The following is a 13,423-nucleotide window of genomic DNA, read 5'->3' as shown; positions in this document are numbered from 1 at the left end:
ACAGCGGAGCAAACCACGCCCTACAACGCTACCCTGTGATCCCTGCAGCGGAACGCGGCGCCTCGCCCACACCGTTGCAGACGACACGATCGCCCTGGGGAGGGATGCAATGAAGAGGCAGACGATCCGGCGCCGCTGGGACGCCATGCTGTTGGCGCTGCTGTTGGCGCTGTGCGCGACGCAGGCGGTGGCGGCGGGAAGCGACGGCTTCGTCCGCGTCGAAGGCTCGCGCTTCATGCTCGACGGCAGGCCCTACCGCTTCGCCGGCGCCAACTTCTGGTACGGCGCCTACCTGGGCGCGGAAGATGGCGTGGGCGACCGCGCGCGCCTGCGCGCCGAACTCGACCAGCTCAAGGCCGCCGGCATCGACAACCTGCGCGTGCTGGCGATGTCGGAGGCCAGCGGCTTTCGCCGCGGCGTGCGCCCCGCCTTCATGACCGCGCCTGGCGAGTACGACCAGCGCCTGCTGCAGGGCCTGGACGTGCTGCTCGCCGAGATGGGCAGCCGCGACATGAAGGCTGTGCTCTACCTCAACAACTTCTGGCAGTGGTCGGGCGGCATGGCGCAGTACGTGTCGTGGTTCACCGGCGAGCCGCTGTCGGACCCGGACCGCAGCGGCGACTGGAACGCGTTCATGGATTACTCCGCGCGCTTCTACGCGATCCCCGAGGCGCAGGCGCTGTACCGCGACGCGATCCGCACCGTCATCGGCCGCACCAACAGCGTCAACGGCATCGCCTATGTCGATGACCCGACGGTGATGTCCTGGCAGCTGGCCAACGAGCCGCGGCCCGGCAGCGACGCCCGCGGCGCGCCCAACTTCCCCGGCTACCGGCAATGGGTGCACGAGACCGCCGGCTACATCCGCGGCCTCGCGCCGAAGCAGCTGGTGAGCACCGGCAGCGAAGGCAGCAAGGGATCGCTGGGCGACGAGGACTATTTCATCATCGCCCACGCCTCGCCCAACGTGGACTACCTGACCTTCCATCTGTGGCCGTCGAACTGGAGCTGGATCGACCACCACGACCCGGCGGCGCGGCTGGAATCGGGCCTGGCGACCTCGCTGGCCTACATCGATCGCCACATCGACATCGCCGGCAAGCTCGGCAAGCCGATCGTGCTGTCGGAGTTCGGGCTCAACCGCGATGGCGGCTCGTACGATCCCGCCTCCGGCGTCACTGCGCGCGACCGCTTCTACAGCGCGATCTTCGACCGCGTGCTGGCGCGCGCGAAGGCGGGCGATGCCATCGCCGGCTCCAACTTCTGGGCCTGGGGCGGCCGTGGCCGCACCACCAACGCCGACTGGATGTGGAAGGCGGGCGATCCGTTCACCGGCGATCCGCCGCAGGAAGCACAGGGCCTGTTCTCGCTGTTTGACAGCGATGCCTCCACGCTGGAGCTCGTGTCGGCGCACGCGAAGGCGATGCGCGCGATCGATTGAGCTTGCCCAAGCGCCACGCACATCTGTAGGAGCGGCTTCAGCCGCGATCGTTGTCTCCGGCATCCCTGCATCTGGATGCATCCATCGCGGCTGAAGCCGCACCTACAGTGGCCGCGGCTGCAACCGTCATGGCGCTGGCGGTATCTACGTGGACGAACACTCCACGGATCGACCATGCTCCGATTCCTGATCGCCATCCTCCTGTCCTGCTGCGCGCTCGCCGCATCGGCCGGCGCACAGACACCGCCCATCGATGACGCCGCCCGCGCCCGCGCGGTCGTCGCGGACCTGATGCGCATCCCCAATCCCGACGGGGTGCAGGAGACCTACCGCCAGCGCATCAACGGCGTCGACCACTGGATCAGCGTCCGCGGCCAGGACCGCGCCAATCCGGTGATCCTGTTCGTGCACGGCGGCCCGGCCACGCCGACGATCCCCAGCCTGTGGCAGTTCCAGCGCCCGCTCGAGGACTGGTTCACGATGGTCAACTACGACCAGCGCGGCGCCGGCAAGACCTGGCGCGAGGATCATTCCGAGGCGGTCGCCGACTCGATCCGCATCCAGACCTATGTCGACGACCTGGTCGCGATCGCCGAGCACGTCCGCGCGAAGCTCGGCAAGCAGCGTCTGGTGCTGATGGCGCACAGCTGGGGCACGATCCCCGCGATGCGGGCGGCGCTGGCGCGGCCCGACCTGTTCCATGCCTACGTCGGTATCGGCCAGGTGATCAACGTGCGCGAGAACGAGCGCATCAGCATCGAGTACGGGCTGGCCGAAGCGAAGCGTCGCGGGGACGCCGATGCGGTGCGCGAGATCGAAGCGCTGCTGCCGTATCCCGGCACCGGGCCGCTCACCCGCGAACGCATCGTCGCCGCGCGCAGGTGGCCGCAGCACTACGGCGGCATGGCCGCCTATCGCGACGCCACCAACCTGTGGTTCTTCGGCGCCGCGCGCCTCTCGCCCGACTACGATGCCGACGATCGCGCCGCGCTCAACGCAGGCAGCCTGTTCACGCTCGAACGCCTGCTCGACGAATTCGTGCAGGTCGATTTCAACCCGGTCCGCGAATTCCCGATCCCGGTGGTGATGCTGATGGGCCGCCACGACTACACCACGCCTTCCCAGCCCACCGCCGACTGGCTCGCGCGGGTGGAGGCGCCGTTCAAGCGCGGCGTGTGGTTCGAACGTTCCGCGCACATGATCCCCTGGGAAGAGCCGGGAAAGACGCTGGTCGCGCTGCTCGAGATCGTGCGGCCGCTGGTGCGCGAGTAGCGCAGCCGCGCCCGAACGTCGTGCGAGCGCGTGCCATCGCGAACGCAACAGGCAAGGCCGTCATCGCGAACGCAGCAGGCACGTTTGTCATCTCGAACGCAGAGAGAGATCTGCTCTCGCGCCCGCCCCCGCGTGCCACGCCCGCGCTGGATCAGGCCGGATAGATCCCGCCCAGCACGCGCGGTCCCGCCGCGCCGGTGACGCTGGGCAGGTTGCCCGGCAGCCCCAGCAGGGTCTGCCGCGCGAGCCAGGCGAATCCCATCGCCTCGACGTGGTCCGGATCGAGGCCGTGGCCGACGGTGGATTCGACCGTGACACCGGGCAGGGCGGCCGCCAGCGCGGCCATCAGCAGCGGGTTGTGCACGCCGCCACCGCAGGCGATGACGCGGCCGGTGGTGGGCTGGGTCGACAGCAGCGCATTGGCCACGGTGCGCGCGGTCAGCGCGTTGAGCGTGGCCTGCACATCGGCGGGGGCTTCGTCGCCGCGCAGCCGCGCCTCGACCCAGCCGAGGTGGAAATGATCGCGCCCGGTGGACTTGGGTGGCGCCTGGCTGAACCAGGAATCGTCGAGCAGGCGTTCGAGCAGGGACGCATCGACGCTGCCGCGGCCGGCGAAGGCGCCGCCGCGGTCGAAGTCCTCGGCCAGGTGGCGCAGGCACCAGGCGTCCATCAGCGCGTTGGCCGGGCCGGTGTCGAAGCCGCGCACCTCGCCCTGCGCGGGAAGCAGGGTCAGGTTGGCGATGCCGCCGAGGTTGAGCACGGCGCGGTCCTCGCCCGGCGCGCGCAGCAGGGCCGCGTGCAGCCCCGGCAGCAGCGGCGCGCCGTGGCCACCGGCGGCAATGTCGCGGCGGCGCAGGTCGGCCACCACGGTGATCCCGGTGCGCTCGGCCAGGGTCGATGGGTCGCCGAGTTGCAGCGTGAATGGATAAGGGCCCCACGGGCGGTGGCGCAGGGTCTGTCCGTGCGAGCCGATCGCGCGCACGGTCGATGCGGGAGTCCCGCTGTCGGCCAGCGCCAGGTTGGCGGCCTCGGCGAACGCGCGCGCCACGCGCACGTCCAGTTCGGCGATCGCATCCAGCGACAGCGAGGCGCCCTGCTGGCCGAGCGCCACCAGCTGCGCGCGCAGCGCCGGGTCCCAGGGATAGGTGCGGCCGAACAGCAGGCGCGCGTGGCCGTCGTCGAAGTCCACCAGCGCGGCATCGATGCCGTCGGCGCTGGTGCCGGAAATCAGGCCAAGGTAAAGATCGGACATGCCGGGATTCTACGGCGCGCGCGTGCGAGAGCTCGCATCGGTCATGCGTCGCCCCGCCCTGGCGCTCGAGCAGCGATGACGCAGCCAGGATGTGGTCGCGGAGGCAGTGAGCGATCTACGGTGGTGGGCCGAGACCCGTGCTGTCGCTTCCGGATAAGCAGGGTCTTGCCACGGATGACGCGGATGACGCGGATCAAGCGCGGAAAGGAGGGGGCCATGCCGCACCTGAGCCACGCGAATGCGCTGCCTGATCCGCGGTATCCGTGTGATCCGTGGCGTGCGTTCTAGTCCTGCCGGCGGGAACCGCGTACCTCAGCCCTTGCTGGCGCGGGGCAGCGTCGCCGCCGCCACCTGCGGATCGTCCTGCGACGGTCGCGCCGGGACGGTGGCGTAGAGGATTTCCTCGACGTCGCGGATGCGCTCCAGCGCCGGCGCGGTCTGCTGGCGGAACTGCGCCAGCGCGGTGCCGCTCAGCGGTTCCGGCGGCGGCATCGTGTGCTGCAGCGGGTTGCGGTGCACGCCGTTGATCCGGAATTCGTAGTGCAGGTGCGGGCCGGTGGACATGCCGGTCGAGCCGACGTAGCCGATCACCTGGCCCTGCGATACGCGCTCGCCGCGCTTGAGCCTGGCGGTGCGCGACATGTGCGCGTACAGGGTTGAGTGACCCTTGCCGTGGTCGAGCACGACCGTGTTGCCATAGCCGCCATGCCAACCGGACGACACCACGCGCGCATCACCCGCGGCCATGATCGGCGTGCCGCTGCGCGCGGCGTAGTCCACGCCCTTGTGCATGCGCGAGGTGCCCAGCACCGGGTGGCGGCGGTTGCCGAAGCGCGAGCTCAGCCGCGCGTACTGGATCGGGCTGCGGATGAAGCTCTTCTTCAGCGGCCGGCCTTCGGCGGTGAAGTACTCGCCCTTGCCGTCGCGCTCGAAGCGCACCGCGGTGAACGGCTTGCCCTTGGCGGTGAACACCGCCGCGGTCACAGGACCGCTGCGGATCAGCTCGCCTTCGCGCCAGGTCTGCTCGACGACGACGCTGAAGCGGTCGCCGGAGGTGACGTCGCGGTCGAAATCGATGTCGTACTTGAAGACGTCGTCGGTGAGGGTGTTGATCACCGAAGGGCTCAGCCCGAGCTTGCGCGCGGAGTGGAACAGCGACTTGCCGACCTTGCCGCTGATCACCGCGGTGCGCACCTCGACCGGCCGCTCGATCACCTTCTCCGCGACCTTGTCGCCAGCCAGCGACAGCTCGACCCGCTGGGTGTCGCTGCGGTCGTAGCGGAACGCCACCAGCGTACCGTCGGGCGCCTGGTCGAAGCCGAGCTCCGCACCGGGGCGAAGGCGCGCCAGCGCCTGGCGCTCGCTGGAGGCCTCCAGCAACTGGTGCATGAGCGTGGCCGGGATCTGGCGCGATTCGAAGATGGCGCCCAGCGTCTGGCCCTTCTCGACTTTCACCAGGTCCCAGGCGCGCTGCTGCTGCGCCGGGACACGCGCGACCGACGCCGGCAGCGGCGGCAGCGGCAGCGACAGCGTGGTCAGTTCCGGCGCGTGTCCATCGAGGCGCATGGCGTTGGAAAAGCCGGGCACCAGGCCGATGACCAGCGCACCCAGCGTGGCGAACAGGCTGGCGTGCGCCCAGTCGCGGCGGGTCCAGCGGCCGTTGAAGGAAAACCGCGCGGCCGCATCGCCATGGTCGGCATAGCGCGACTCGTTGGCGGTGTTCTCGGCGGCGGCCCGCAGGTTCTGTTCCCGGATGGACTGGTGCTGGGCGTCATCCGGTGACGTCTGGGGCAGCTGCGTCATTGGCTTGTCCAAAGGGCGTGACGGGCACGTCAGCGCGGTACGATAAGCACATGAAGTGGGAGCGTCAAACCCTTGTCCGTCAAGGGTTTTCATGGCGGTCCACGGCTTTACACTTATTTAATGTTTTCTTATGACCGGCGTCACACAACTGCGCCGTGCCTGGACGATTCGCCGATGAACCTTCCCGACGCCGATCCCGCCGCCCTGGACCTGCTGGCCCGCGGCGCCGACGAGATCCTCAAGCGCGAGGACCTGGCCGCGCGCCTGTCCGCAGGCCGCCCGCTGCGGGTCAAGGCCGGCTTCGACCCGACCGCGCCGGACCTGCACCTTGGGCACACCGTCCTGCTCAACAAGATGCGTCAGTTCCAGGACCTCGGCCACCAGGTGATCTTCCTGATCGGCGATTTCACCGGGATGATCGGCGACCCCACCGGCAAGAACGCCACCCGCAAGCCGCTCACCCGCGAGGACGTGCTGGCCAACGCGCGCACCTACGAGGCGCAGGTGTTCAAGGTGCTCGACCGAGAGCGCACCGAGGTGCGTTTCAACAGCGAGTGGTTCGGCGCGATGTCGGCGGCCGACATGATCCGGCTGGCCGGGCAGCACACGGTGGCGCGCATGCTCGAGCGCGATGACTTCGCCAAGCGCTACGCGGCGCAGCAGTCGATCGCGATCCACGAGTTCCTGTATCCGCTGGTGCAGGGCTATGACTCGGTCGCGCTCAAGGCCGACGTGGAGCTGGGCGGGACCGACCAGAAGTTCAACCTGCTGATGGGCCGCGGGCTGCAGGAAGCACACGGCCAGGCGCCGCAGGTGGTGCTGACCATGCCGCTGCTCGAGGGCCTGGACGGCGTCAACAAGATGAGCAAGTCGCTCGGCAACTACATCGGCATTGCGGAAGCCCCGATCGACATCGTCAACAAGACCATGAAGATCGGCGACGAGCTGATGTGGAAGTGGATCGACCTGCTGAGCTTCGAGATCTCCATTGCCGAGGCCGCCGGGCTGAAGACGGAGGTGGCCGCCGGGCTCAATCCGCGTGACATCAAGCTGCGCCTGGCGCGCGAACTGGCCACGCGCTTCCACGATGCCACCGCGGCCGAGACCGCGATCGGCGGCTGGCATGCCGCAGTGACCGGGCAGGGCGACACCTCGCTGCTGCCGCTGCAGGACGTGGCCGTGCCGGCGGACGGGATCCGCATCGCCGCCCTGCTCACCGCCGCCGGGATCACGCCCAGCAACTCCGAGGCCAACCGCAAGCTCAAGGAGCGCGCGGTGAAGGTGGACGGCGCCGTGGTCGAGGACGCCGCCCTGGAGTTCGCCCCGGGCTTCGAAGGCGTGCTGCAGGTGGGCAAGCGCAACTTCGCGCGGGTCCGCCTGGTCGCCGGCTGACGCCGCGCTGCGAGCGACGCGCCGACGGCCGGCAGATGATGCCGTCGCCACGGCTGACGCCAGTGAATAGCCGACTGGCAGCGTCGGAAAGCGACTGCCTCAGCCCACCCGCATCGCCGCCAGCACCAGCAGCGCAATCGCGCAGCCGTAGCCGCCCAGCCACACCAGGCTGCGCGCCAGCGCGATGTCGGCAAGGTAGAACACGCCGTGCAGCACGCGCAGCACGATGAAGGCGAGCGCGAGCATCGCGATGGTGGCGGCGGTCACGCCGGCCAGCTGCGCCATGACCACGCCGGCCGCGAATGGCGCGAAGGCCTCGAACGCATTCAGGTGCGCGGCGTTCGCGCGCTGCACCCGGTAGTTGCCGTCCTGCTTGGCCATCCAGGCGCGCGGATTGCGGTTGTTGTACTTCTGCGCGCCGGTCTTGGCGAAGCCGATCCAGATGTAGGGCAGCAGCGCGGCGATCAGCACGCACCAGTAGGCGGTGGCGAGGGTCATGGCGGTCTCCTGGGTGGGGGAGTGCAGGGTAGGGCAGGTCGGCCGCGACGTGCTCCCGGCCCCCACCCCAACCCTCCCCCGCAGGCGGGAGGGAGCAAGTACAGGCTCGGCGTGGGATCGGCTTTTCCCCCTCCTCCGCCTGCGGGGGAGGGCCGGGGTGGGGGCCACCGACTCGACAAAAACAGGAACGGCGCCTCGCGGCGCCGTTCCAGTGAAACGCAATCAATGCATCCCGCGAGCGCCTACTCCACCGCCGCCCGCTGGGTGTCGCGTGCGGCCTTGAACGGATTGCCTTCGTACCAGTTCGGCCAGGTCTCGCCGGCGGCCAGTTCCTGGCCCACCGCGTGCAGCAGTTCCAGGTCCTCGGCGATGCCGTCGAAGCGCCAGCCGTCGTGGACCTCGTCGCTGGGCTGGTGGTAGCGGCGCGCGTAGTCCTCGCCGACCAGCTTGCCGGCATCCGCGCCACCCTCGAGCAGGTCGCTGCCGCCCTTGGCATACAGCGCCGGCACCCCGGCCTTGGCGAAGTTGAAGTGGTCGGAGCGGAAGTAGAAGCCGCCGGCCGGGTTGCCTTCCTCCACCAGCGTGCGCTGCTGGCCGGTGGCGTGGGTGAGCAGGATGTCCTCCAGCTCGGAGTTGCCCTTGCCGGTGACCACAACGTCACGCGCGCGGCCGCCGACGCTCATCGCGTCGAGGTTGACCACGCCCACCGTCTTCTCCAGCGGGAACGAGGGCTGCGCGACGTAGTACTTGGAGCCGAGCAGGCCCGACTCCTCCAGCGTCACCGCCAGGAACACCACCGAACGCCGCGGTGGCGCGGTCACGAACTTCTCGGCGATCTCGATGATGCCGGCCACGCCGGTGGCGTTGTCGACCGCACCGTTGTAGATCGTGTCGCCTTCGCCCTCGTGCTTGCCCAGGTGGTCCCAGTGGGCGAGGTAGATCACGGTTTCCTCAGGCGCCTCGGTGCCGGGGATGTAGCCGATCACATTGCGCGAGGACTTCTCGCTGACCGTGCTGCGCAGGTCGAACGAGACCTTGGCCTTGAGCGGCACCGAGGTGAAGCCGCGGCGGTTGGCGGCGGCGTACATGTCCTGCAGCTCCAGCCCGGACTCGGAGAACAGCTGGCGCGCGACGTCGCCGCTGATCCAGCCCTGCGCGGGCAGGCGCGGGTCCGGATCGTCCTCGGCGCGCAGGTCGAACTGCGGGCCCGACCAGGAGTTCTTGACCACGTCCCAGCCGTAGGACGCACCGGCCTCGTCATGGATGATCAGCGCCGCGGCGGCGCCCTGGCGGGCGGCCTCCTCGAACTTGTAGGTCCAGCGCCCGTAATAGGTCATGCGGTTGCCGTCGAACAGCGACTCGTCGTTGGCATGGAAGCCCGGGTCGTTGACAAGGATCACCACGGTCTTGCCCTTGACGTCGAGGCCGGCGTAGTCGTTCCAGTCCTGCTCGGGCGCGTTGACGCCGTAGCCGACGAACACCAGCTCGCTGTCCTTGACCGACACCTCGGCCTGGCCGGTGCGGGTGCCGATCACCATCTCCGGCCCGAACTTCAGTTCGCGCGCAGTGCCGTTGCTGTCGAGCTGCAGCACCGTCGATTCGTCGGCGGTGGTTTCGACCATGGGCACGGTCTGGAAGAAGCTGTCGTTGTCGCCGCCGGGCCGCAGGCCGATGCGTTCGTACTGCGCCTTGATGTACTCGACCGTCTTCTCCTCGCCGGCCGAACCGGGGGCGCGGCCCTCGAATTCGTCGGAGGCGAGGGTGGAAATCAGCGTCTGCAGGTCGTCGGCGTCGATCGCGGGCTTGAAGACGTGGTCGGCCGTCGGCGCGGCGGCGGGCGCCGCGGCATCGCCGGCTGGCGCTGCAGGCTCCCGGCTGCAGGCGGCCAGCAGCAGGCTGCCGACGCAGGCGAGGATCAGGGTTGAACGCATTCGGGAAACTCCAGGGAAAGCAGTGCGGCTGATTCTACGCGGCCGGCGCCGGCGGCTGCCCGGCACCGGGGTCAGAGTCGACTTTCCCACCCTATGCTCGCCGTCCGACCCATCCCGGGGGAAAGTCGAGTCCGACCCCTCGCCTCTCGCTTCTCAGTCCGCGGGCGAGCGCGCCGTGCTGTAGGCCACGGGCGTGGCGCCGGTGACCTTGCCGATGCGTGCAGTGTCGTGCACGTACAGCGTGACCTCGCGCTCGAACTTCAGCTCGCCCTCGACCACGGCGCCGGGGCCGACCACGATCTTCGGCTTGCGCTTGCTGACCTGCACCGGAAACCAGTTCGCCGACGGCTTGTCGATCCTGAGCCCGCCGGCCACGTGCGAACCGACCCCGACGGTGATATCGCCGCTCACCGTCTCGATGCCGCCGGCCAGGTCGACATCGACCAGCCCGATCGCGCCGTTCACGGTCTCGACGTTGCCGCCGATGCGGCCGCCCGCACCGACGAAGATGCTGCCGTTCACCGTTTCCACGCTGTCGCGCACCGTTGCGCGCTCGCCGACGCGGATGCTGCCATTGACGGTGGACAGGCTGTCTGCGTGGATGTCGTCGGCGGCGCGGATGCTGCCGTTCACGGTCTCGGCGTCCTTCACGATGGCGCCGCTTTCGATGGTGATGCTGCCGTTCACCGTGTCCACGTCGCCATAGGGGCGGCCCGCCTGGGCAGTGATGCCGCCGTTGACCTTGCTGATGTCCTGCTGCGCCAGCACCGGCGGCGCGCACAGCAGGGCGAGCAGGGCCAGGGAAAGGGACAGGCGGGTGCGTGACATGGGGGGATCCTCCGGGCGCGGTTGCCGCTGCAACGGTTGCGTTGGCTGTTTGCGTCCCCGACAGCTTGCGCCCGCTTGGCTACAATCGCACCGGTCGAAAGTCACCGGGACTCCCGTCCGTGCCAGCCGCTTCCGCTACGCCCGCTCCGCGCCCCAGGCCCGTCGTGCTGCTGATCCTCGATGGCTGGGGACACCGCGACGATCCGCACGACAACGCCATCGCGCTGGCCAATGTGCCCAACTGGCGACGCCTGCTGGCCGAGCACCCGACCACGCTGATCCACACCGAGGGCCGCCACGTCGGTCTGCCGGACGGGCAGATGGGCAATTCCGAAGTCGGCCACATGAACATCGGCGCCGGCCGCATCGTCTACCAGGACCTGACGCGCATCGACGCGGCGATCGAGGACGGCAGCTTCTTCGCCAATGCCGAACTCCAGACGGCCTGCGACACGGTGCTGGCCAGCGGCGGCACCCTGCACGTGATGGGCCTGCTCTCGCCGGGCGGCGTGCACAGCCACGAACGGCACGTCTTCGCGATGCTCGAGCTGGCCGCGCGCCGCGGCGTGCCGCGGGTGGCGGTGCACGCCTTCCTCGACGGCCGCGACATGCCGCCGCGCTCGGCGCAGCCCAGCTTGCGCGCGCTGCAGGACAAGTGCGACGCGCTCGGCAACGCGCGCATCGCCAGCGTGTCCGGCCGCTACTACGCCATGGACCGCGACCAGCGCTGGGAGCGCGTGCGCCTGGCCTGGGATGCGGTCGTCGAAGCGCAGGGCGACGCGCCCGACGCACTGTCGGCGCTGCAGGCCGCCTACGCGCGCGGCGAGAACGACGAGTTCGTCGCCCCGACCGCGCTGGCCGGCGCGCAGCCGATCTGCGACGGCGACGCGATCGTGTTCATGAACTTCCGCGCCGACCGCGCGCGCCAGCTCAGCGCGGCATTCGTGGCGCCGGATTTCAAGGGCTTCGGCGCGGGCGTGCGGCGCCCGGCGCTCGCGCGCTACACCTGCCTGACCGAATACGACGCCAGCCTGCCGGCGCCGCTTGCCTTCGCCCCCGACAACCTCGCCAACACCCTGGGCGAAGTGCTGGGCGCGCGCGGCCTGACCCAGCTGCGCATCGCCGAGACCGAGAAGTACGCGCACGTCACCTTCTTCCTCAGCGGTGGTCGCGAGCAGCCGTATCCGGGCGAGGAACGCATCCTGGTGCCCAGTCCCAGGGTCGCCACCTATGACCTGCAGCCCGAAATGAGCGCGCCGGAAGTCTGCGCAAGACTCGTCGAGGCGGTCGAGGCAGAGCGCTTCGACGTCATCCTGTGCAACTTCGCCAATCCCGACATGGTTGGCCATACCGGCGTGCTGTCGGCGGCGATCACGGCGGTGGAAACCGTCGACCGCGCGGTGGGCGAGATCATCGCCGCGGTGCGCGCCAAGGGCGGCGAACTGCTGGTCACCGCCGACCACGGCAACTGCGAAATGATGCGCGACCCGGTGACGGGCGAGCCGCACACCTCGCATACGGTCGGGCCGGTCGACCTGGTCTACGTCGGCAGCCGTGCCGCGGGCTTGCGCAGCGGCGGTGCATTGCGCGACCTGGCGCCGACGATCCTCGACCTGCTCGGCGTCGACCAGCCTGCCGAGATGACCGGATCGACCCTGCTGGCCGGCAAGGGATGATCCATGCGGCGCGCGTGCGGCTGGCGTGCGCGGCGCTGGCGCTGCTCGCCGCCGCGCTCGCCCCGGCGCCCGTCGCCCTGGCACAGCAGGGCAGCCGCGAGGCCGAGCGCCGGCTCGAGCGCGTGCGCAAGGAGCTTGGCGCTGTCGCCAGCGAGCGCCGCCGGCTCGAAGGCGAGCGCGGTAACGCCGCCCGGCAGCTGCGCACGGCCGATGAGCAGGTCGCACGCTCGGCGCGCACGCTGCGCGACACCGAGGCCGAGCTGGCGCGGCAGCAGGCGACGCTCGCGGAGCTGGCCGGCAGGCGCGATGCGCTGCAGGCGCGCGCCGACGCGCAGCGTGACGAATTGCACGCGCTGCTGCGCTCGGTCTACGCCACCGGCAGCGCGGCGCCGCTGAAGCTGCTGCTGGCGCAGGACCAGGTGGCCGACGCCAGCCGCGCGCTGACCTATCACCGCTACCTGCAGCGCCAGCGCGCCGAACGCATCGATGCGCTGCGCCAGGAGCTGGCCGAACTCGACGCGCTCGAGCGCGACATCGCCGACCGGCGGGCGGCGCTGGAGCAGTCCCGCGAGCAGCAGCGCGCGCAGGTGGCCGCGCTCGATGGCGACCGCCGCAAGCACGCGCAGGCGGTGGCCCAGCTCGACCGCCGCTACCGCGACCGCAGCTCGCGTGAGCAGGCGCTGGGACGCGATGCGAAATCGCTCGAACGCCTGCTGGCAAGACTGCGGGCGGCTGCGGCCAAGGCCGAAGCCGAGCGCCGCGCTGCGGCCGAGCGCGCGGCGCGGCGCCAATCGGCCGGCACCGCTCCGCGCGCGACGCGCAGCCCCGCACCCGCAGTCGCGCGCACGCCGCCGATCCAGGTGGGTGGCCTGGGCTGGCCGCTGTCGGGCGCACTGCTGGCCAACTATGGCGGGCGCATGCCCGACGGGCGCAGCAGCAGCGGCGTGCTGATCGGCGCCCCGACCGGTACCCGGGTGCAGGCCGTCGCCGACGGCACGGTGGTCTTCGCCGAATGGATGACCGGCTACGGCATGATCCTGATCGTCGACCACGGCAACGGCGCGATGAGCCTGTACGCACACTGCGAGACGCTGCTCAAGGAGGCCGGCACCCCGGTCAAACGTGGCGATGCGGTCGCCACCGTCGGCAACTCCGGCGGCCAGGGCCAGCCGGCGCTGTACTTCGAGCTGCGCCGCAACGGCCAGCCGGTGAATCCATCGAGCTTCCTGCAGCGTCGCTGAGTCGTTCGCCGTGCCCGGGCAGAGATGGGAGCGACTGCCCGCGCACGCAGCCAGTCCCGCTTCACGAAAACCTCTGACGCGCCCGCATA

10 protein-coding genes are annotated in these 13,423 nt (G+C 70.2%); 5 read left to right on the top strand and 5 right to left on the bottom strand.

Features of this window, described 5'->3' with window-relative positions:
* Positions 1-109 precede the first annotated feature (109 nt).
* Both ACW5DW_RS11630 and ACW5DW_RS11625 read left to right on the top strand, forming a co-directional pair.
* A complete protein-coding gene (locus ACW5DW_RS11630; protein ID WP_457019040.1) occupies positions 110-1,441 on the top strand; it encodes a glycoside hydrolase 5 family protein in 1,332 nt (443 codons plus the stop codon).
* Between the two features lie 174 nt (positions 1,442-1,615).
* A complete protein-coding gene (locus ACW5DW_RS11625) occupies positions 1,616-2,713 on the top strand; it encodes an alpha/beta fold hydrolase (protein WP_457019038.1) in 1,098 nt (365 codons plus the stop codon).
* Positions 2,714-2,864: 151 nt separating this feature from the next.
* On the opposite strand, the gene ACW5DW_RS11620 is transcribed toward ACW5DW_RS11625, so the two are convergent.
* A complete protein-coding gene (locus ACW5DW_RS11620; RefSeq protein ID WP_457019037.1) occupies positions 2,865-3,965 on the bottom strand; it encodes an anhydro-N-acetylmuramic acid kinase in 1,101 nt (366 codons plus the stop codon).
* A 312-nt stretch (positions 3,966-4,277) separates the two neighbouring features.
* The gene (locus tag ACW5DW_RS11615) at positions 4,278-5,768 is read right to left on the bottom strand and encodes a peptidoglycan DD-metalloendopeptidase family protein (protein WP_457019035.1); all 1,491 of its coding nucleotides are present in this window, start codon (positions 5,766-5,768) and stop codon (positions 4,278-4,280) included.
* A 174-nt stretch (positions 5,769-5,942) separates the two neighbouring features.
* Between ACW5DW_RS11615 and tyrS the strand changes: the two genes are divergently transcribed.
* Positions 5,943-7,160 (top strand): tyrosine--tRNA ligase, encoded by a 1,218-nt coding sequence (gene tyrS / locus ACW5DW_RS11610; protein ID WP_457019034.1) that lies wholly within the window; start codon positions 5,943-5,945, stop codon positions 7,158-7,160.
* A 99-nt stretch (positions 7,161-7,259) separates the two neighbouring features.
* Here tyrS and ACW5DW_RS11605 read toward each other — a convergent pair whose 3' ends face one another.
* The 3 genes from ACW5DW_RS11605 to ACW5DW_RS11595 form a co-directional block, all read right to left on the bottom strand.
* Positions 7,260-7,658, bottom strand: coding sequence for an MAPEG family protein (locus ACW5DW_RS11605; protein ID WP_457019032.1), 399 nt, complete (start codon positions 7,656-7,658; stop codon positions 7,260-7,262).
* 242 nt (positions 7,659-7,900) lie between these two features.
* Positions 7,901-9,589, bottom strand: coding sequence for a M28 family metallopeptidase (locus ACW5DW_RS11600; RefSeq protein ID WP_457019030.1), 1,689 nt, complete (start codon positions 9,587-9,589; stop codon positions 7,901-7,903).
* Between the two features lie 153 nt (positions 9,590-9,742).
* Positions 9,743-10,417, bottom strand: coding sequence for a hypothetical protein (locus tag ACW5DW_RS11595; RefSeq protein WP_457019028.1), 675 nt, complete (start codon positions 10,415-10,417; stop codon positions 9,743-9,745).
* A gap of 119 nt (positions 10,418-10,536) precedes the next feature.
* On the opposite strand from ACW5DW_RS11595, the gene gpmI reads away from it, so the two are divergent.
* On the top strand, positions 10,537-12,093 hold the full coding sequence (gene gpmI / locus ACW5DW_RS11590) for a 2,3-bisphosphoglycerate-independent phosphoglycerate mutase (protein ID WP_457019027.1): 1,557 nt from the start codon (positions 10,537-10,539) through the stop codon (positions 12,091-12,093).
* Positions 12,090-13,334: a murein hydrolase activator EnvC family protein gene (locus ACW5DW_RS11585; protein WP_457019026.1), complete on the top strand. Its 1,245-nt coding sequence runs from the start codon at positions 12,090-12,092 to the stop codon at positions 13,332-13,334. Before gpmI ends, ACW5DW_RS11585 begins: the two co-directional genes overlap by 4 nt.
* The last annotated feature ends 89 nt before the right edge of the window (positions 13,335-13,423 follow it).

This window comes from Luteimonas sp. A482 (assembly GCF_054072655.1).
Note: the sequence above shows the minus strand (reverse complement) of the source record. Positions and strands in the feature narration are given on the sequence as shown.

What these genes read in the sequence shown, in the direction of transcription:
- ACW5DW_RS11630 (WP_457019040.1), top strand. Translation starts at nt 110, where the DNA reads ATGAAGAGGCAGACGATCCGGCGCCGCTGGGACGCCATGCTGTTGGCG.
- ACW5DW_RS11625 (WP_457019038.1), top strand. Translation starts at nt 1,616, where the DNA reads ATGCTCCGATTCCTGATCGCCATCCTCCTGTCCTGCTGCGCGCTCGCC.
- ACW5DW_RS11620 (WP_457019037.1), bottom strand. Translation starts at nt 3,965, where the DNA reads ATGTCCGATCTTTACCTTGGCCTGATTTCCGGCACCAGCGCCGACGGC.
- ACW5DW_RS11615 (WP_457019035.1), bottom strand. Translation starts at nt 5,768, where the DNA reads ATGACGCAGCTGCCCCAGACGTCACCGGATGACGCCCAGCACCAGTCC.
- tyrS (WP_457019034.1), top strand. Translation starts at nt 5,943, where the DNA reads ATGAACCTTCCCGACGCCGATCCCGCCGCCCTGGACCTGCTGGCCCGC.
- ACW5DW_RS11605 (WP_457019032.1), bottom strand. Translation starts at nt 7,658, where the DNA reads ATGACCCTCGCCACCGCCTACTGGTGCGTGCTGATCGCCGCGCTGCTG.
- ACW5DW_RS11600 (WP_457019030.1), bottom strand. Translation starts at nt 9,589, where the DNA reads ATGCGTTCAACCCTGATCCTCGCCTGCGTCGGCAGCCTGCTGCTGGCC.
- ACW5DW_RS11595 (WP_457019028.1), bottom strand. Translation starts at nt 10,417, where the DNA reads ATGTCACGCACCCGCCTGTCCCTTTCCCTGGCCCTGCTCGCCCTGCTG.
- ACW5DW_RS11585 (WP_457019026.1), top strand. Translation starts at nt 12,090, where the DNA reads ATGATCCATGCGGCGCGCGTGCGGCTGGCGTGCGCGGCGCTGGCGCTG.